Source organism: Mitsuaria sp. BK037 (assembly GCF_014193045.1).
Lineage (GTDB): Bacteria > Pseudomonadota > Gammaproteobacteria > Burkholderiales > Burkholderiaceae_C > Roseateles.
This window is the reverse complement of record NZ_JACHYS010000001.1, coordinates 2538002-2555734: the sequence shown is the minus strand read 5'-3', so window position 1 is coordinate 2555734 and position 17733 is coordinate 2538002. Positions and strand designations below refer to the sequence as shown.

The following is a 17733-nucleotide window of genomic DNA, read 5'->3' as shown; positions in this document are numbered from 1 at the left end:
CGATCCTCAGCCGGTGTTGCGCAGCCCCGCCGCGATGCCGTTGATCGACAGGTGGATGCCGCGCTGCACGCGTTCCAGCCGCGGGTCCTCGGCGCGCTTCTCGGCCGGGATGGCGCGGTAGCGGCGCATCAGCTCGACCTGCAGGTGGTTCAGCGGATCGATGTAGGGGAAGCGGTGCTCGATGGAGCGCGCCAGCGCCGGGTTGGCCGCGAGCCGGTCGTTCTCGCCGGTGATCAGCGCCAGCGCCGCCTCGGTGCGGGCGAACTCGGTCTCGATCGCGCCGAAGATCTTCTTGCCCAGGCGCTTGTCCTCCACCAGCTCCAGGTAGCGGCGGGCGATGTCCAGGTCGGCCTTGGCCAGCACCATGTCCAGGTTGGACAGCAGGGTGCGGAAGAAGGGCCACTGCTTGTACATGCGCTTGAGCAGCGCGAGCTTTTCGTCGCGGCCCGCCTTGTCCTTGCCCAGGAACTCCTGGATGCCCGAGCCGAAGCCGCACCAGCCTGGCAGCGTGATGCGCGACTGGCCCCAGCTGAAGCCCCAGGGAATGGCGCGCAGGTCCTCGATCGCGCGGGTCGCCTTGCGCGACGCCGGCCGCGAGCCGATGTTGAGTTCGGCGATCTCGCGGATCGGGGTCGTCGCGAAGAAGAAGTCGGCAAAGCCCGGCGTGTCGTAGACCAGTCCGCGATAGGCCGCGAAACTGCTGTCGGACAGCGCCTGCGCCGCGTCCATGAAGGCCTTGGGCGCCGGCTTGGTCGGATGCAGCAGCGTGGCCTCCAGCGTCGCGGCGACCAGCGTCTCCAGGTTGCGTCGGCCGATCTCCGGATTGGCGTACTTGGAGTTGATGACCTCGCCTTGCTCGGTCAGGCGGATCTGGCCGTTCACCGTGCCGGGCGGCTGGGCCAGGATGGCCTGGTAGCTCGGGCCGCCCCCGCGACCCACCGTGCCGCCGCGACCATGGAACAGCCGCAGCGTCAGCGGCCCCTGGGCGCGCAGCTCGTCGAACAGCTGCACCAGCGCGATCTCCGCGCGATACAGCTCCCAGCTGCTGGTGAAGACGCCGCCATCCTTGTTGGAGTCGGAGTAGCCCAGCATGATGTCCTGCTCGCCGCCGGAGCGGCGCACCAGCGCCGCCATGCCGGGCAGCTCGTAGAAGCCGCGCATGATGCCGGGCGCGTTGCGCAGGTCGGCGATGGTCTCGAACAGCGGCACGACGATCAGGTCGCTGACCGCCTCGCCATCGAGCGTGCCGCGCAGCAGCCCGACCTCCTTGAGCAGCAGCTGCACCTCGAGCAGGTCGCTGACGTCCTCGGTGTGCGAAATGATGTAGTGGCGCAGGGCCTCGCGGCCGAAGCGCTTGAGCGACTCGCGCGCCGTCTCGAAGATCGCCAGCTCGCCCAGGGTGCGCTCGCTGTAGTCGGCGCCCAGCACGCGCAGCGGGCGCGTCTGGTTGAGCAGGTCCACCAGCAGCGCGCGGCGCTCCATCTCGCCCAGCGCCGAATAGTCCTCGCAGACGCGCGCGGTCTTGAGCAGCTCGACGACGGTGAGCTCATGCTGGTCGCTGCTCTGGCGCAGGTCCAGGGTGGCCAGGTGGAAGCCGAAGACCTGCACCGCCCGCATCAGCGGCTTGAGCCGCGGCGCGATCAGCGCATGGGCATGGTGGCTTTCCAGCGAGGACTGGATCACGCGCAGGTCCGCCAGCAGGTCCTCGGGCGTCAGGTACGGGTCCTGCGGCGCGACCGCGTGGCGCAGCGCCTCGGTACCGGTCAAGGCCTGCAGCGTCGCGGCCAGCCGCGCATACATGCCGGTCAGCGCGCGCCGGTAGGGCTCGTCCATGCGGTGCTCGTTCTGGTCGGGGCTGCGCTCGGCCAGCGCCTGCATCGCCGGCGTCACGCCCGCCAGCCGCAGCGAGATCGACAGCTCCGCGCCCAGCTCATGCAGCTCGGTCAGGTAGTGGCGCAGCGCCAGCTCGCTCTGGCGGCGCAGCGCCAGCCGCATCGTGTCGGCGGTGACATTGGGATTGCCGTCGCGGTCGCCGCCGATCCACTGGCCCATGCGCAGGAAGGGCGCCACCTCCTCGCCGGGCAGCGCCTCCTCGAGCTCGGTGTAGAGCTTGGGGATCTCGCGCAGGAAGGTCGCGTGGTAGTAGCTCAGCGCGTTCTCGATCTCGTCGGCGACGGTCAGCTTCGAGTAGCGCAGCATGCGCGTCTGCCACAGCTGCGTGACGCGGGCGCGGATCAGGTGCTCGTTGGCGGCCTTCTCGCGCTCGGTGTGCAGCCGGTCGCGGGCGCCGACCAGCTCGGCGATCGCCCGCTCGGCGTCCAGGATGCTCTTGCGCTGTACCTCGGTCGGATGGGCTGTCAGCACCGGCGACACGAAGCCGTTCTCCAGCGTCCTGGCCACCTCGGCCGGCCGCACGCCGGCGTCGAAGAGCCGCTCCAGCGCATAGGCGAGCGAGCCGGGCTGGAGCGAGCCGTCGCGGTCGTGCACCTCGCGGCGGCGCACGTGGTGGCGGTCCTCGGCGATGTTGGCCAGATGCGAGAAGTAGCTGAAGGCGCGGATCACGCTGACCGTCTGCTCGCCCGAGAGGCTCTTGAGCAGCTTGTCCATCTGCTTGCCGGCCTGCGCATCCCGCTTCAGGCGGAAGGCCACCGACAGCTGCCGCACGCGCTCCACCAATTCGTAGGCCTCGCGGCCCTCCTGCTCCCGGATCACCTCGCCCAGGATGCGGCCCAGCAGGCGGATGTCGTCCATCAGCGGCTGGTTCTTGTCCTTGACGATCTGGATCGAACGCGTGGTGGCCTTGGCGTTGCCGGCCTTCTCGGCCTTCTCGGCCTTCTTTGAGGCGGGCGTGGCGGCGGCCTTGGCCCGCGGGGTCGAGGACGGCTTGGCGGCGGAACGGGCGGCGGGGCGGTCGGGGCGGGAAGCGGTACTGGCGGGCATGGTGGCGTCAGGAGTTCGTCAGAGACCGGAGGGGTGAGCGGAGACTGGTGATGTAACGGAGTTACCTCCGGTTCACTTTAGCAGTTTCTCCGTGCGCGGCCCGCACGGCGGCGTGGCGCGGACGCCGCGACTCGCTCCGGGATCGCGCAAGCGACGCTTCGCGGCAAGCGGTGGTCCCCGGGGGCGGGGAGAAACGCCGTGCCTGCTCGGCTAGCATCCCGCCCCATGAACCAAGAATTCGTGATCGCCACGCGCGAGAGCCGGCTGGCGTTGTGGCAGGCCGAACATGTGCAGGCCCTGCTGCGCGCACGGGGGTTGGCGGTGCGGCTGCTGGGCATGACCACCCGAGGCGACCAGATCCTGGATCGCACGCTGTCCAAGGTCGGCGGCAAGGGCCTGTTCGTCAAGGAGCTGGAAACGGCGCTGGAGGACGGTCGCGCCCAGCTCGCGGTGCATTCGCTCAAGGACGTGCCGATGGAGCTGCCGGCGGGTTTCGTGCTCGCCGCGGTGCTGGAGCGCGAGGATCCGCGCGACGCGCTGGTGTCCGCGAAGTACGACAGCCTCGCCGCGCTGCCGCAGGGTGCCTGCGTCGGCACCTCCAGCCTGCGCCGCGTGACGCAGCTGAAGAACATGCGGCCGGACCTGCGCATCGAGCCGGTGCGCGGCAACCTCGACACGCGGCTGCGCAAGCTCGACGAGGGCCAGTACGACGCGATCGTCCTGGCCGCCGCCGGCCTCAAGCGCCTGCAACTCGAGGGCCGGATCCGCCAGTACTTCGGCGTCGACGAGATGATCCCGTGCGCCGGACAGGGCGCGCTGGGCATCGAGATCCGCGCCGGGCAGGCGCCCCTGGCCGAGCACCTGGCCGCCCTGGCGCACGCGCCCACCTGGCTGGCCGCGGCCGCCGAACGCGCGGTGTCGCGCGAGCTCGGCGGCAGTTGCTCGATGCCGCTGGCCGCGCACGCGGTCTGGGCGGCTGACGGCCGGCTGACGCTGTCCGCCGCCCTGGGGCACCCGACCCAGCCGGAGCGGGCCCTGCTGCGGGCGGAGACGGCCGCGACCGTGTCCGACCTGGGCCAGGCCGAGGGGCTGGGCGTCGCCGCCGCGAACGCGCTGCGCGAGCGGGGCGCCGCCGAGTACCTGAAGGACGCCTGATGCCGGGCGAGGTCGCCCCGGTCCGACTGCTGCTGACCCGTCCCCGGGCCCAGGCCGACGACTGGGTCCGGCGGATGGCGGCGCTGGACGTGCCCACCGCCTCGCTGCCGCTGATCGACATCGCCCCCGCCGCCGATCCTGCCGGCCTGGCGCAGGCGTGGTCGGCGCTGCCGGCGACGGATCTGGCGATGTTCGTCAGCCCCAATGCCGTCGAGCATTTCTTCGACCGGTGCCGCGCGGACGGCGGCCAGGACGCATGGCCCGACCGGACCTGGGCCGCCACGGTGGGCCCCGGCAGCGCGCGCGCGCTGGTCGAGCGCGGCGTGCCCGAGGCCCGCATCGTCCAGCCGCCGGCCGAGGCGGACAGCCTCGATTCGGAACATCTCTGGCCGGAGCTGTGCCGCGTCGCCGGCGCGGACTGGACCGGCCGCCGGGCGCTGCTGGTGCGCGGCGATGGCGGGCGGGAATGGCTCGGCGATCGCCTCCGCGAAGCGGGCGCGACGGTGTCGGCCGTGAGCGTCTACCGCCGCGCCTGTCCCGTCCTCGATGCGCCGGGGCGCCGCCTGCTGCGCGAGGCGCTCGAGGCGCCGGACCGCCATGTCTGGCTCTTCAGTAGCTCGGAGGCCATCGGCCACCTGGATTCCCTCGAACAGGGGACGCGCGATCCCGCCGCCCCCCCGTCCGACCCCCTGCCCATGCCCGCCGACTGGGGGCGGGTGAGGGCACTCGCGACCCATGAGCGGATCGCCGCCCGTGCGCGGGCCCTCGGGGTGGGGCATGTGGTTTTGGTGCGACCCGACGCGGCGGCCGTCGCGGCCGGGTTCCGGATGCTGTCAGGGTCCACCCTAGAATCGCCGACGTGAGCGAGACCAACACCCCAGCGGCCGACGTTTCGTCGCCCCACAAGCCCGTCCGGCAATCCGGCGCCACGCTGACCCAGGCCGTCGTGGCCGGCGTCGGCCTCGTGGCCCTGCTGGCCCTCGGCCTGGCCTGGCAGAGCCAGCAGCGGCTCAAGCAGGTCGAACAGGAACTCGTCCGGCGCCAGGACAGCAGCCAGAGCGAGGCCAACATCGCCCGCGACCAGGCGCGCCAGGCCCAGGACCTGAGCCGCGACACGGCGGCCAAGGTCGCGCTGCTCGACGCGCGGCTGGCCGAGGTGGCGGTGCAGCGCGAGCAGCTCGAGGGGCTGATGCAGTCGATGAACCGGTCGCGCGACGAGAACGTCGTCGGCGACATCGAGGCCTCGCTGCGGGTCGCGATGCAGCAGGGCACGATCACCGGCAGCGCCGAGCCGCTGGTGGCCGCGCTGCGCCAGGCCGACGAGCGGCTGGCGCGCTACAAGCAGCCGCGCCTGGAGGGCGTGCGCCGCGCCGTCACGCGGGACCTGGAACGGATCAAGGCGGTCAGCGTCGTCGACGTCTCGACGCTGACGATCAAGCTCGACGAGGTGGTGCGCCAGGTCGACGACCTGCCGCTGCTGGCCGTGGCCCAGCCCGGCCGCGAAGGCGGGCCGCCGCCGCAGGCCTCGGCCAGCGCGGCGGCGGTGAAGCCGGTCGCGGCGCGCCGGCCGGCGTCCTCGGCGTCGCTCGCCGCCGCCGACGGCGAGCCGGGCTGGTGGTCGCGCCTGTGGGACCAGGCCGGCGAGCGCTGGACCCACTTGTCGGGCGAAGTCTGGCGCGAGGCCCGCGGGCTGCTGCGCGTGACGCGCATCGATCATCCGGAGGCGGCCCTGATCGCGCCGGAGCAGGCCTTCTTCCTGCGCGAGAACTTGAAGCTCAGACTGCTCAACGCCCGCCTGGCGCTGCTGAGCCGGCAGTTCGACACCGCGCAGGTCGACCTGCGCGAGGCGCAGGCGATGCTGGACCGCTACTTCGACGCGCGTTCGCGCAAGCTGTCCCAGACGGTGGAGCTGCTGCGCCAGGTGCAGGGCCAGTCCCGCCAGGTCAGCGTGCCGCGACCCGACGACACGCTTGCCGCGCTGAGCGCGGTGGCCCGCTGAGGAGATCGCCATGCGGATGGTGATCTGGCTGGTGCTGCTGTTCGTCGCGGCCGTGGTCGCGGCGCTGACGCTGGGCAACAACGACGGCCTGGCCAGTTTCTACTGGCGCGGCTGGCGGATGGACCTGTCGCTCAACCTGTTCCTGCTGCTGCTGGTGGCGGGCTGCTTCGCGCTGATGACACTGATGCAGACGCTGGATGCGCTGCTGACGCTGCCCAAGCGCGCGCGGCTCTGGCGCATGGCCCAGCGGGAGCGCAGCGCGCAGGTCGCGCTGCGCGAGGCCTGGGCCGAGTATTTCGGCGCGCGCTACAGCCGCGCCCAGAAGGCGGCGCAACGCGCGCTCAACATCCAGTCGCAGACGCCGGACCTGGCGCAGGACGGCGCGTTCATGGCGCTGGCGCACCTGGTGGCCGCGCAGAGCGCGCACAAGCTGCAGGACCGGCGCAACCGCGACGAGCACCTGCGCCAGGCGCTGCAGGTGGCGGCGACCTCGGTCGGCGCGCGGGTGCAGGAAGAGGGCGCCCGGCTGCTGGCGGCCGAATGGGCGCTCGACGACCGGGACGCGCCGCGCGCGCTCGGCCTGCTGGGCGAACTGACCCCCGGCGTGGCGCGCCGCACCCAGGCGCTGCGGCTGAAGCTGCAGGGCAGCCGGCTGGCGCATCAGCCGCTGGAGGCGCTGCGCACCGCGCGCCTGCTGGCCAAGCACCAGGGCTTCTCGAAGTCGGCGGCGCAGGGGCTGTTGCGCTCGCTGGCCTGCGAGGCGCTGGAGACCGCACGCGACATCGATCAGCTGCGCGCGGTCTGGCAGCAGCTGGATGCGTCGGACCGGCGCGACGTGTTCGTCGCCGCGCGCGCGGCGAACTGCGCGGCGGCCCTGGGCGCGCCGGAGGATGGCCGCGGCTGGCTGCGTCCGTTCTGGGAAGCGATCACGGAGCAGGGCGCCGATGAGCGCCAGGCCCTGGCCGAGGCGCTGGTGCTGTGCACGCCGGGGCTGGGCCCCGAATGGCTGCAGCGCCTGGAGGGCGCGGTGCAGCGTTTCCCGCGCGACGGCACGATGGCGCTGGCCCTGGGCCACGCGCTGGCGGAGCGCCAGCTGTGGGGCAAGGCGCGCCTGATGCTGGAGCAGGCGGCGGAGGACCGGGAACTGTCCGTCGCCGCGCGTCGCCGCAGCTGGCTGCGCCTGGCGGAGATGGCCGACCAGGACGACGACGGCGAGCGCCGCGCCCGCTGCTTCGAGGCGGCGGCGCGTCTGGGTTGAAGCACCGCGACCGGTCGCCCGAAGGATTTTTCGGGGAGATTCTTGCGGACCTCCAAAAACGCATGCTATAGTCGCAGTCTTTCAGCGGCTGTAGCTCAGTTGGATAGAGTACTTGGCTACGAACCAAGGGGTCGTGGGTTCGAATCCTGCCAGCCGCGCCAGAAAAACTGTTGAATCCCAGGGCAACCGAAGATTCGGCAACAAAGAAGAAGCAACAACAAAAACCTGGAATCGCTTCCACGACGGCGGTTCCTGATCAGTAAAAGTCGTGCGGCTGTAGCTCAGTTGGATAGAGTACTTGGCTACGAACCAAGGGGTCGTGGGTTCGAATCCTGCCAGCCGCGCCAAATCGAAAGGCCAGTGTTGAAAAACACTGGCCTTTTTCTTTGCCTGATTCATTTCCGCCCTGCGCTTGTTTGCCCAAGACCGTTCCTGAATACCGGCCGGATACCCGGGCCGGTTATCCGGTGCGAATATCGTCCGCGTCGGATAAACCCGGCGGCATACTCGTCGCCCCGGCCGCGGGACCGGGCATCGCCGGCGTGCGAGAGAGTTTCGGCGCCGGCATCGGCCACGCCAGCCCATCCTGCATGAAGAAGTTGCGCCGCGCCTGATGCTGCGGGTGCAGGGGCGCCTCGGAGGCCGTCAGCACGGGCGCGACGCAGGCATCGCTGTCCTCGAACACCGCGGCCCAATGCGCCAGCGGCTGTTCGCGGATCAGCGCGGCCACCCGCTCGCGCAGCGCCGGCCACTGGCTCGGATCGTCCTGCGCCGGGAGCGGCGTCAGGCCCAGGCGCTCCATCAGTTCGTGGTGGAAGGGCGCCTCGATGGCGCCCAGCGACAACCAGCGCCCATCGGCGCATTCGAAGCTGTCGTAGAAATGCGAGCGATGCAGGAAGAAGTTGCGTTCCGGGTCCTCGTCCCATCGGCCGCCCGCGCGCAGCGCCTGGATCAGCGTCCCCATGTAGCCGACGCCGTCGATGATCGCGGCGTCCACGACCTGGCCCCGACCGGAGCGACGCGACTCCCAGAGTGCGCACATCAGCCCGAACAGCATCGTCAACGCGCCGCCGCCGACGTCGCCCAGCAAGGTGGCCGGCAGCGCAGGTGCCTGCCCGGGCCGACCCGCGAAAGGCATCAGCCCGCTGAGCGCCACGTAGTTGATGTCATGTCCGGCGGTGCGCGCGAGCGGGCCGGTCTGGCCCCAGCCGGTCAGCCGCGCGTAGACCAGCCTTGGATGCGCCGCCAGCAGCGTGTCGGGACCCAGCCCCAGCCGCTCCATCACGCCGGGCCGGAAGCCCTCGACCAGCGCATCGGCCTGCGCGATCAGCTCCCGCACCCGGGCCAGGCCGTGCGCTGACTTCAAGTCCGCCTGTACCACCTGCTTGCCGCGGTTCAGCGCGGCGCCGCCGCCAAGACGCTGCTCGCCGCCGGGTCGCTCCACCACGGTGACGGTCGCACCGAAGTCCGCCAGCACCAGCCCCGCGAAGGGCGCCGGCCCGATGCCCGCGAACTCGACGATCTTCAATCCGGCCAAGGGGCCGCTGCCGGTTTCCGTCGTGTCGCTCATGCCTCGGTGCCTCCGGGGGGATGGGTCGCGACACCATACCGCGTTCGCGCGCGGGGCTCCGTCGTCCCTCGCGCGGCCACCGTGGAAGGGCGACACAATCCAACCCCATGAGCAAGGCATTCACCAAGGAAAACGACGCCGCCCCGGACGACGACGAGGACGACGGCCCCTCGCTGCCGGCGCTGCCCAAGGGCTCTCGCAACTACATGACGCCGGCGGGCTACGCGCGCTTGCGGGCGGAGTTCATGCAGCTGCTCGATGTCGAGCGGCCCAAGATCGTCGAGACCGTCTCCTGGGCCGCGAAGAACGGCGATCGTTCCGAGAACGGGGACTACCTCTACGGCAAGAAGCGCTTGCGCGAGATCGACCGCCGGCTGCGCTTCCTGACCAAGCGGCTGGACATCGCGGAAGTCGTCGATCCCAGCGCGCACCACGGCAGCGACCAGGTCTTTTTCGGCGCGACGGTGACCTATGCCAATGCCAAGGGGGAAGAGCGCACCATCACCATCATGGGCATCGACGAGGCGGATAGCCTCGCGGGCGAGGTGAGCTGGGTGTCGCCGATCGCGCGCACGCTGCTCAAGGCGCGCGAGGGCGACGAACTGCAGCTGGTTACGCCGGTCGGCGTCGAGACGATCGAGGTCGTCGAAGTCCGTTATCCAAAGCCCGGCGCCTGACTCGCGGCCGTCGGCCGAAAGCGGAGGCATGCGGGCCTTGAGGCCCGCATGCTCCGATTGCCGCGCGCTTGGTCAGGGCGCGATCACGGCTTGACGCGCCAGACCCGCATCACCGCGCTCGAGCGCTTGAGCGTGCGCAGGGTGTCGGCCAAATGCAGCCGGTCACGCACCGCGAGCAGCAGCGTCATTTCCGCCGTCTCCCGCTGCTGCGAGTCGTCGCTCATGGCGATGTGGGTGATGTCGGCCTCGGCGCTGCTGACCGCCGTCGCGATCTGCGCGAGCACGCCCTTGCCGTTGCGCATCAGCACGCCGACCTCGGCCTCGAAGCTGCGCGTCAGTTCCTCCGCCCAGCCGACCGCGATCCAGTGCTCGCTGTCGCGCTGGAACAGCCGCCGGCCCACCGAGCATTCCGCGGTGTGCACCACCAGGCCCTCGCCACGGCCCAGGTAGCCCTTGATGTCGTCGCCGGGGATCGGCCGGCAGCAGGTGGCCAGCCGCACCGACGCGCCTTCGCTGCCGTCCAGCAGCACCTGGCCCTGGGCCGGTGCGTCGTCGGTGGCGAAGCGGCCCATCGTCAGCAGCACCGCGTCCGGACGCTGCCCCTGGTCGGACAGGGTGCGCGCCAGCTTCTTGGCCACGATGGTGGCGATCTTGCGACCCAGGCCGATCTCGACGAGCAGTTCGTCGACATGGCGGTTGCCGGCCCAGCGCGCCAGGTCCTGCCACAGCGCGGCGGCGGCCTCGTCCTCTTCCTTCAGGCTGGGCAGTGCCAGGCCCTCGGCGCGCAGCGCCTGGGCCAGCATCTTGTGGCCGAGCTCGCGCGATTCCTCCTGCTCCAGGTTCTTCAGGAAATGGCGGATCTTGGAGCGCGCACGCCCGGTGCGCACGAAGCTCAGCCAGGCCGGATTGGGGCGCGCGCCGGCGGCGGTCACGATCTCGATCACGTCGCCGCTGCGCAGCTCGGTGCGCAGCGGCACCGGCTCGCCGTTGACCTTGGCGGCGACGCAGTGGTCGCCGACGTCCGAGTGGATCGCGTAGGCGAAGTCCACCGGCGTCGCGCCCTTGGGCAGCGCCATGATCTTGCTCTTGGGCGTGAACACGTAGACCGCGTCGGGGAACAGGTCGATCTTGACGTGCTCCAGGAACTCGGTCGCGTCGCGGGTCTCGTCCTGGATGTCCAGCAGCGACTGCAGCCAGCGCGAGCCCAGCTGCTGCGAGCCCTTGGCGTCGCCCTTGCTCTTGTAGAGCCAGTGCGCGGCCACGCCTTTCTCGGCGACCATGTGCATCGCCTCGGTCCGCATCTGGAATTCCACCGGCGTGCCCAGCGGGCTGACCAGCGTCGTGTGCAGCGACTGGTAGCCGTTGGGCTTGGGGATGGCGATGTAGTCCTTGAATCTGCCTGGCTGCGGCTTGTAGAGCTGGTGCAGCACGCCCAGCGACCAGTAGCACTGGGGCAGGTCCTGCACGATCACGCGGAAGCCGAAGATGTCGCTGACCTGCGCGAAGCTCAGGTGTTTCTCGCGCATCTTCTTGTAGATGCTGAACAGCGTCTTCTCGCGGCCCTGGATCTCGACGCGCAGGTTGGCCTCGGAGAAGGCCTTCTGGACGTCGCGTTCAATGCGCGCGACCAGGTCGCGGCGGTGGCCGCGCGCCTTCGTCACGGCCTTGGCCAGCGCCCCGTGGCGCCACGGATGGATGTACTGGAAGGAGAGTTCCTGCAGCTCGCGGTAGATCTCGTTCAGGCCCAGCCGGTGGGCGATCGGCGCGTAGATGTCCAGGGTCTCGCGGGCGATGCGGCGGCGCTTGTCGAAGGCCATGTGCTGCATCGTGCGCATGTTGTGCAGCCGGTCGGCCAGCTTGATCAGGATGACGCGCACGTCGCGCGCCATCGCCAGCAGCATCTTGCGGAAGCTCTCCGCCTGCGATTCCTCGCGCGTCGAGAACTGCAGCTTGTCCAGCTTGGTCAGGCCGTCGACCAGTTCCGCCGTCGGCGCCTCGAAGCGCTCGATCAGCTCCGTCTTGGTGACGCCGCAGTCCTCCATCGCGTCATGCATCAGCGCGGCCATGATGGCCTGCGCGTCCAGGCGCCAGTCGGCGCACAGGCCGGCCACCGCGATCGGATGGGTGATGTAGGGCTCGCCACTGGCGCGGAACTGGCCCAGGTGGGCCTCGTCGGCGAACTTGTAGGCCTCCCGGATGCGCTTGACGTCCGCCTTGGGCAGGTAATGCAGGCGGTCCACGAGCGCGTCGAAGGACGACGCCTCGGCGGCCGTGTCCGGCGCGGTCCGGGGACCGGCCAGGCCCGTCAGGCCGGGGATGTGAGCGGTGGCGAAGGAGCGGAGACCCATGCGTGGAAATTTAACCGATGGCAGCAGGGGTTTCCGACGAGTGGACTTGAGCCTCCATGCGCCCGCGCGTCGCCGGACCGAGGGTTTTCACCTATCAAGAAAGTGCGATTCCCTGGAATCGAGGCCTAAAGTCCGGAGATCGCCCGCCGATAAACCGAACATGCCCTGAAGGGGCTTCGACCCGGAATGCGCTCCGGGCCCGGCGTCCGCTGGCCGAAATGTGCGGAAACCTCCTGGGAGGCTCGCCATGATTGCTGCCCTGAACAACATAACGACATCGAATGGTCCCGGTGCGACCACCGGGCAGTCGGCACGCGTGCGCGAAGCCGATGATCCCTCGACCACCTCGCAGGCCGAGGCGTCCGCCGTGGTGAGCCTGTCGCCGCAGGCGGCGAGCCTGGCGGCGTCGGGCGCCGCCGCGCCGGCCCAGGCGGCGACCGGTCCGGCCACGGCCGTGCAGACCGCGACCTCGCAGCCCGTGACCGCCGCGCCGCCCGCCCAGCCCGCCGCGACGCAGACCGTCTCCCTGGCGGCCGAGGAGCCGGAGAAATTCCCCGAGCCGATCAGCCTGGTGCCCAACCTGGTCTACGCCGAGGCCGATTCGGACCAGAACGGCGTCATCTCGCCGGCCGAGCGCCGGGCCTACGACGTCGTCCATCCGACCCTGGGCCAGCGCGCGGCGGACGTGCCGCCCAAGCGCGTCGTCGACGCCGAGCTGCGCGAGTACACCGCCATCGCCAAACAGCAGTTCTGATCCGCCGGACGCTTCGCTCCAAAGGGGGGCTCGTCGAGACCTCCCCCTTCCGAGGGCCCTCCTCAGTCGGGTAGGCAGTGCGCGTTCCAGCGCGCAAAGTTGACTCCATCGCGGCCTTACCGGCCGCTGTGCGTTCAAGGAGTCAGCCATGCACTTCGCCGAAGTCGAGACCGGGGACTACCGCATCTATGCCGGGGCGATCGAGCGCCCGCGCCAGTTCGGCTACGTGGCGGCGGTCGTGGTGATGCGGGTCGAGGGCACGCCGGCGCTGAACAAGCGCGAGGCCTTCCGCGACGAGAACCTGGCCGGCGGCTACGGCTGGGCGACGCCGGCCGAGGCGCTGCGCTTCGCGATCAGCGCAGGCAAGGAAGCGGTGATGTGCCGCATCGGGATGTACGCATGAAGGCCGACGCGCTGTTCGAGGACTTCCTCGCCACGCTCCCCCGCGTGGCCGCGCCGGCGGCCCAGCGCGAGCGGGCGATTGCCGGCCCGGCGCCCGTGGCTCAAGCGGCTCAACCCGTGCTTCGTCGCGCCAGACCCGCCGCGCCCTTGGTTCACCGCCGCGCCCCCGCTATCGTGCGGGCATGTCGACCCCGGTCCTTCCCGCCCACCCGCCCGAACCGGCGCATCCGGCCTGGCACGGCTTCGTTTCCTACCTGACGCCGCAGCGGGTCCTCCTGGCGCTCGCGCTGGCCACGGTCTTCGCGCTGGCGCTGCAACCGATCTTCATCACGCCCTTCCCGGTGCTGCTGGGACGGACGATGTTCGTCGGCATGCTGGCGCTGCTGGCCTTTTCGGCGGCCGGTCAGTGGCCGCGCCGGCTGCCGCGCTGGTGGGCGCGCTGGCTGTTCCAGGTGGTCGTGGTCGCGGCCGCCGTGCCGCTGGCTACCCTGGCGGTCTACATGGTCGCCGTCGGTGGCGACTTCTCCAGCTTCGTCGAGTCCGAATCCCGGATGCTCGGCTTCCTCTGGATCGCCGGCTCCGGCCTGGTCGTCGGCCCGCTGCTGGCCATGGGCGCGCTGTACCGCCAGCGCGATGCCGAAGCCCGCAGCCAGGCGCTCAGCTTCGAACTGGAGCGCAGCGAGCTGGAACGCCAGGCGCTGGACGCCCGGCTGCGGCTGCTGCAGGCCCAGGTCGAGCCGCATTTCCTGTTCAACACCCTGGCCAATATCCGGGCGCTGGTGGAAACCGGCTCGCCGCAGGCGGCGCCGGTGCTGCGCAGCCTGATCGCCTACCTGCGCGCCGCGATGCCGCGCCTGCAGGGCGACGCCACCACGCTGTCGGACGAACTGGGCCTGGTGCGCGCCTACCTCGAGTTGATGCACCTGCGCATGCCGGACCGACTGGACTTTTTCGTGGACCTGCCGCCCGAGCTCGGCAGCCTGCGCTTCCCGCCGATGGCGCTGCTGACGCTGGTCGAGAACGCGGTGCGCCACGGCATCGACCCGAGCGAGGAGGGCGGTCGCATCGAGGTCGGCGGCGAGCGCGTCGACGACCAGGTGCGGCTGTGGGTCAGCGACACCGGCGTCGGCATGACGCAGGCGATGGGCAGCGGCACCGGGCTGCGCAACCTGCGTGAGCGCCTGACGCTGTTCTACGGCCAGGGCGCGGCCCTGGCGCTCACCGAGAATCGCCCGCACGGCCTGCGCGCCGAACTGACTTTCACCCCCGCAACGAGATGAGTGCCGCTGCCTCCCCCGCGCCGACCGCCCTGATCGCCGACGATGAACCGCTGCTGCGCGACAGCCTGCAGCGCAGCCTCGCGCTGCTGTGGCCGGAACTGCGCGTCGTCGCGCAGGCGCGCAACGGCCGCGAGGCGGTGGAGATGTTCGAGCTTCACCGGCCCGACATCGCCTTCCTCGATGTGCACATGCCGGGCGTCAACGGCATGGAAGCGGCGCGGCAGATCGCGCGTCAGGCGCAGGTGGTGTTCGTCACCGCCTTCGAGGAATACGCGCTGCAGGCCTTCGAACGCGGCGCGATCGACTACCTGGTCAAGCCGGTCGACGAGGCGCGGCTGGCCGACACGATCGGGCGCTTGAAGGAGCGGCTCGGCGGTCGCCCGGGGCTGGGGGCCGCGCACCCGGCGGCGCTCGAGGCGGTGATCGATGAGCTCTCGCGCCGGATGGCGCGTGCGCCGGCGCTCTCCGTGCCGGCCGGCGGCGCGCTGGCGGCCGACACCGGCCCGCTGCAGTGGATACGCGCCTCGGTCGGGTCGACGCTGAAGCTGATTCCGGTCGACGAGATCCTGTTCCTGCGCTCGGACGAGAAGTACACGCTGGTGGTCACCGCCGAAGGCGAGGCGCTGATCCGCACGCCGATCCGCGAACTGATCGAGCGGCTGGATCCGCAGCGCTTCGTGCAGGTCCACCGGTCGGTGGTCGTGAACCTGCATGCGATCAGCCACGTCACCCGCGGCCCCAACGAAACCGCGGACCTCCACCTGAAGGCCCGCCCCGAAGTGCTGCCGGTCAGCCGCAGTTACCTGCATCTGTTCCGGCAGATGTAGCGCGCCGGGGTCCGGCGCGAGGTCGACGCGAGGCCGGCGCCTGCACGGCGCCGGATCGATGTTCAGCGCGAGGGCTGCGCCGGTTCAAGCGGCTGGGGCGCCGCCGGCAGCGGCAGGTTCTGCGCCTTGCCCTGCACGACAACCGGCTCCAGCTGCCACATCTGGACGCCGACGTTGATCATCTGCACCACCGCCATCACGGCCACCGCGATGACTGCCGCCATCAGCGCGGTGTGCATCGCGCCGTCGGAAAAGCGATGCATCGACCGCTCGTCGTTGGTCGGCGAACCGGCGCGCGCGTGGAGGCGCCAACCGTGCCACGCCTGGGAGAGTCTGGTATCCATGGCCTGCTCCTCGAAGTCCTCTGGTCCTGGTCTCTGCGAGGGCCGTCGGATCGCCCGCCCGGTTCACCGGACATGCCCCGGCGATGAAGACATCGAGCGGCACGCGAGCCGACAGCCTGCAACAAGTCTAGGTGGCGGCCCCAAGGGCTTCCAGCGAGGCCGCGGGTAAAAAAGCGCGGCTCAGCCACGCTTTTGCCCCCTCCGTCGCAAACCCGGTCGCAGGAGGTGGACGGGATCCCTGCGACCGGCGCCGCGGTCAGCGGCGCAGCGACGCTGCGGCTCAGCGGTTCAGCGGCTCGGTGCGGGTGTTCAGCCAGGCCAGGGCTTCGCCATCGACCAGCGGCGCCAGGCGGCGGCGGACCTCGGCGTGATAGGCGTTCAGCCAGGCCAGTTCGTCGTCCGACAGCAGCGCCACCGCGATGCAGCGCGTGTCGATCGGGCACAGCGTCAGCGTCTCGAAGGCCAGCATCTCGCCGAACTGCCCCTTCTCGGGGGTGTCGAAGGACACGTTCAGCACCAGGTTCTCGATCCGCACCCCCCATTGGCCGGGGCGGTAGAGGCCGGGTTCGATCGAGGTGATCATGCCGGGCTCCATCGCCATGTTGGCGTCGGGCACGGCCTTGGAGATGCTTTGCGGGCCTTCATGCACGTTCATGAAGTAACCGACGCCATGCCCGGTGCCGTGGCCGTAGTCCAGGCCATGGGCCCACAGCGGGGCGCGGGCGAGGGCGTCCAGCATCGGGCTGAGCGTGCCGCGCGGGAAGGCGGCGCGCGACAGCGCGATCGTGCCCTTGAGCACCAGGGTGTAGTCGCGGCGGTGGTCGTCGGTGATGCGGCCGATCGGCCATACCCGCGTGATGTCGGTCGTGCCGCCCAGGTACTGCGCGCCGGAGTCGATCAGCAGCAGGCCGTCGCCTTCGATCCGGGCGAAGGCGTCCTCGGTCGCGCGGTAATGCGGCATCGCGCCGTTGGCGTTGAAGCCGGCGATGGTCGGGAAGGACAGGCCGACGAAACCGGGTCGTCTGGCGCGCTCGGCGCTCAGGCGCTCGTCGATGGTGAGCTCGGAGATCGCTTCGCCGCGGGCCATCGCCGCCTCGAACCAGGCGTAGAAGGCGCACATCGCCGCGCCGTCCTGCTCCATCGCTTGGCGGACGAATTGCGCCTCGGCGGCGTTCTTGCGGCTCTTGAGCAGCGTGCTGGGGTTGATCGCCTCCACGATGGTGGCGGTCGAGGGCAGCGACTCGCGCAGGCCCAGGGTCACGCGCCGCGGATCGATCAGCACCCGGGCATCGGCGGGCAGGGCGCCGAGCGTGGCGCGCGCGTCGGCATAGGGGGCGATGCGCACGCCATCGGCGGCCAAGCGCTGCGCGAGCGCGGCGTCGATCTTGCCGGGCTGCACGAACAGGGTCGCGCCGTTGGCGTCGAGCAGCGCGTGCGCCAGGAACACCGGGTTGTAGCTGACGTCCGAGCCGCGCAGGTTGAACAGCCAGGCGACGTCGTCGACGCTGGAGATCAGGTGGTGGCTGACGCCGTGCCGCGTCATCGCCTCGCGCACCTGCCGCAGCTTGTCGGCGCGGCCGATGGTGGCCTGCGGCGCGGCGTGCTCGTAGATCGGGGCGTCGGGCAGGCCGGGGCGCTCGTCCCAGGCGTGGTCGATCAGGTCGAGCGTGGTGTCGATGCGCACGCCCTTGGCGCCCATCGCCGAGCGCAGCTGCTGCGCGAGCGCCAGTCCCAGCACCTGGCCGTCGACGACCAGCGTCTGGCCCGGCTGCAGGCGTTCCGCCAGCCAGCTGATGTGCTGCACCGACGCGCCGGAGGGAATCTTGAAGAGCGCGATGCCGCTGCCGGCGAGTTCGCGCTCGGCCTGCGTCCAGTAGCGGCTGTCGGCGAAGAGCTGCGCGTCGTCGAGCGTGACGACCAGCGTGCCCATCGAGCCGGTGAAGCCGGAGAGCACCTCGCGCGCCTGCCAGCGGCGCGGCAGGTATTCGGAGAGATGGGGGTCGGCCGAGGGGACCAGGATGGCGTGGGCGCCGGCGTTGCGCAGCGCGTCGCGCAGCCTGGCGATGCGCAGCTTGATCTCGGAAAGGCGGGTGTCCATGGCGGGCCTCGACGGGTTGACGGGCATGAAGCGCGGCGGCCGGGTCAGCCGCGCGCCGAAGCCGCCGATTGTAGAAGCGGG

At 70.9% G+C, this 17733-nt stretch carries 14 protein-coding genes and 2 tRNA genes; 11 read left to right on the top strand and 5 right to left on the bottom strand.

Annotated features, from left to right (window positions below):
- Positions 1 to 6 precede the first annotated feature (6 nt).
- On the bottom strand, positions 7 to 2751 hold the full coding sequence (gene ppc / locus FHT37_RS10565; protein ID WP_255488814.1) for a phosphoenolpyruvate carboxylase: 2745 nt from the start codon (positions 2749 to 2751) through the stop codon (positions 7 to 9).
- Positions 2752 to 3165: 414 nt separating this feature from the next.
- On the opposite strand from ppc, the gene hemC reads away from it, so the two are divergent.
- The 6 genes from hemC to FHT37_RS10535 all read left to right on the top strand — a co-directional run bounded on the left by hemC (position 3166) and on the right by FHT37_RS10535 (position 7699).
- A complete protein-coding gene (hemC, locus tag FHT37_RS10560) occupies positions 3166 to 4095 on the top strand; it encodes a hydroxymethylbilane synthase (protein ID WP_183480678.1) in 930 nt (309 codons plus the stop codon).
- Entirely contained in the window at positions 4095 to 4958 is an 864-nt protein-coding gene (locus FHT37_RS10555) for a uroporphyrinogen-III synthase (protein ID WP_091732477.1), read from the top strand. Before hemC ends, FHT37_RS10555 begins: the two co-directional genes overlap by 1 nt.
- The gene (locus FHT37_RS10550) at positions 4955 to 6094 is read left to right on the top strand and encodes a uroporphyrinogen-III C-methyltransferase (RefSeq protein WP_310737379.1); all 1140 of its coding nucleotides are present in this window, start codon (positions 4955 to 4957) and stop codon (positions 6092 to 6094) included. Before FHT37_RS10555 ends, FHT37_RS10550 begins: the two co-directional genes overlap by 4 nt.
- Positions 6095 to 6104: 10 nt before the next feature.
- Entirely contained in the window at positions 6105 to 7352 is a 1248-nt protein-coding gene (locus FHT37_RS10545) for a heme biosynthesis HemY N-terminal domain-containing protein (protein WP_183480676.1), read from the top strand.
- An 84-nt stretch (positions 7353 to 7436) separates the two neighbouring features.
- Positions 7437 to 7513, top strand: a tRNA-Arg gene (locus tag FHT37_RS10540).
- Positions 7514 to 7622: 109 nt separating this feature from the next.
- Positions 7623 to 7699 (top strand) — tRNA-Arg (locus FHT37_RS10535).
- Positions 7700 to 7812: 113 nt separating this feature from the next.
- On the opposite strand, the gene FHT37_RS10530 is transcribed toward FHT37_RS10535, so the two are convergent.
- Entirely contained in the window at positions 7813 to 8922 is a 1110-nt protein-coding gene (locus FHT37_RS10530) for a CaiB/BaiF CoA-transferase family protein (protein WP_183480674.1), read from the bottom strand.
- Positions 8923 to 9029: 107 nt separating this feature from the next.
- On the opposite strand from FHT37_RS10530, the gene greB reads away from it, so the two are divergent.
- On the top strand, positions 9030 to 9599 hold the full coding sequence (gene greB, locus FHT37_RS10525) for a transcription elongation factor GreB (protein ID WP_091732486.1): 570 nt from the start codon (positions 9030 to 9032) through the stop codon (positions 9597 to 9599).
- Positions 9600 to 9682: 83 nt separating this feature from the next.
- Here the strand turns inward: greB and FHT37_RS10520 are convergent, their stop codons facing one another.
- The gene (locus FHT37_RS10520; RefSeq protein ID WP_183480672.1) at positions 9683 to 11947 is read right to left on the bottom strand and encodes a bifunctional (p)ppGpp synthetase/guanosine-3',5'-bis(diphosphate) 3'-pyrophosphohydrolase; all 2265 of its coding nucleotides are present in this window, start codon (positions 11945 to 11947) and stop codon (positions 9683 to 9685) included.
- A gap of 247 nt (positions 11948 to 12194) precedes the next feature.
- Between FHT37_RS10520 and FHT37_RS10515 the strand changes: the two genes are divergently transcribed.
- The 4 genes from FHT37_RS10515 to FHT37_RS10500 all read left to right on the top strand — a co-directional run bounded on the left by FHT37_RS10515 (position 12195) and on the right by FHT37_RS10500 (position 15210).
- Positions 12195 to 12701: a hypothetical protein gene (locus FHT37_RS10515; protein WP_183480670.1), complete on the top strand. Its 507-nt coding sequence runs from the start codon at positions 12195 to 12197 to the stop codon at positions 12699 to 12701.
- A gap of 148 nt (positions 12702 to 12849) precedes the next feature.
- Positions 12850 to 13104: a hypothetical protein gene (locus FHT37_RS10510; protein WP_091732496.1), complete on the top strand. Its 255-nt coding sequence runs from the start codon at positions 12850 to 12852 to the stop codon at positions 13102 to 13104.
- Positions 13105 to 13285: 181 nt separating this feature from the next.
- Positions 13286 to 14383 carry a sensor histidine kinase gene (locus FHT37_RS10505; RefSeq protein WP_183480668.1) on the top strand — a complete coding sequence of 366 codons (1098 nt, stop codon included), beginning with the start codon at positions 13286 to 13288 and terminating at the stop codon, positions 14381 to 14383.
- Complete coding sequence (locus tag FHT37_RS10500; RefSeq protein WP_183480665.1) at positions 14380 to 15210, top strand: LytTR family DNA-binding domain-containing protein; 831 nt, start codon at positions 14380 to 14382, stop codon at positions 15208 to 15210. The genes FHT37_RS10505 and FHT37_RS10500 overlap by 4 nt, the downstream gene beginning before the upstream one ends.
- Positions 15211 to 15272: 62 nt before the next feature.
- Here FHT37_RS10500 and FHT37_RS10495 read toward each other — a convergent pair whose 3' ends face one another.
- Together FHT37_RS10495 and FHT37_RS10490 are read right to left on the bottom strand one after the other, a co-directional pair.
- Positions 15273 to 15554 carry a hypothetical protein gene (locus FHT37_RS10495; protein ID WP_141225430.1) on the bottom strand — a complete coding sequence of 94 codons (282 nt, stop codon included), beginning with the start codon at positions 15552 to 15554 and terminating at the stop codon, positions 15273 to 15275.
- Between the two features lie 280 nt (positions 15555 to 15834).
- On the bottom strand, positions 15835 to 17652 hold the full coding sequence (locus FHT37_RS10490) for an aminopeptidase P family protein (protein WP_183480663.1): 1818 nt from the start codon (positions 17650 to 17652) through the stop codon (positions 15835 to 15837).
- Positions 17653 to 17733 lie beyond the last annotated feature (81 nt).

Excerpts from the sequence above, each read along its gene's own strand:
- ppc (WP_255488814.1), bottom strand. The coding sequence starts at position 2,751 with ATGGACGACATCCGCCTGCTGGGCCGCATCCTGGGCGAGGTGATCCGG.
- hemC (WP_183480678.1), top strand. The coding sequence starts at position 3,166 with ATGAACCAAGAATTCGTGATCGCCACGCGCGAGAGCCGGCTGGCGTTG.
- FHT37_RS10555 (WP_091732477.1), top strand. The coding sequence starts at position 4,095 with ATGCCGGGCGAGGTCGCCCCGGTCCGACTGCTGCTGACCCGTCCCCGG.
- FHT37_RS10545 (WP_183480676.1), top strand. The coding sequence starts at position 6,105 with ATGCGGATGGTGATCTGGCTGGTGCTGCTGTTCGTCGCGGCCGTGGTC.
- FHT37_RS10530 (WP_183480674.1), bottom strand. The coding sequence starts at position 8,922 with ATGAGCGACACGACGGAAACCGGCAGCGGCCCCTTGGCCGGATTGAAG.
- greB (WP_091732486.1), top strand. The coding sequence starts at position 9,030 with ATGAGCAAGGCATTCACCAAGGAAAACGACGCCGCCCCGGACGACGAC.
- FHT37_RS10520 (WP_183480672.1), bottom strand. The coding sequence starts at position 11,947 with ATGGGTCTCCGCTCCTTCGCCACCGCTCACATCCCCGGCCTGACGGGC.
- FHT37_RS10515 (WP_183480670.1), top strand. The coding sequence starts at position 12,195 with ATGATTGCTGCCCTGAACAACATAACGACATCGAATGGTCCCGGTGCG.
- FHT37_RS10510 (WP_091732496.1), top strand. The coding sequence starts at position 12,850 with ATGCACTTCGCCGAAGTCGAGACCGGGGACTACCGCATCTATGCCGGG.
- FHT37_RS10505 (WP_183480668.1), top strand. The coding sequence starts at position 13,286 with ATGTCGACCCCGGTCCTTCCCGCCCACCCGCCCGAACCGGCGCATCCG.
- FHT37_RS10500 (WP_183480665.1), top strand. The coding sequence starts at position 14,380 with ATGAGTGCCGCTGCCTCCCCCGCGCCGACCGCCCTGATCGCCGACGAT.
- FHT37_RS10495 (WP_141225430.1), bottom strand. The coding sequence starts at position 15,554 with ATGGATACCAGACTCTCCCAGGCGTGGCACGGTTGGCGCCTCCACGCG.
- FHT37_RS10490 (WP_183480663.1), bottom strand. The coding sequence starts at position 17,652 with ATGGACACCCGCCTTTCCGAGATCAAGCTGCGCATCGCCAGGCTGCGC.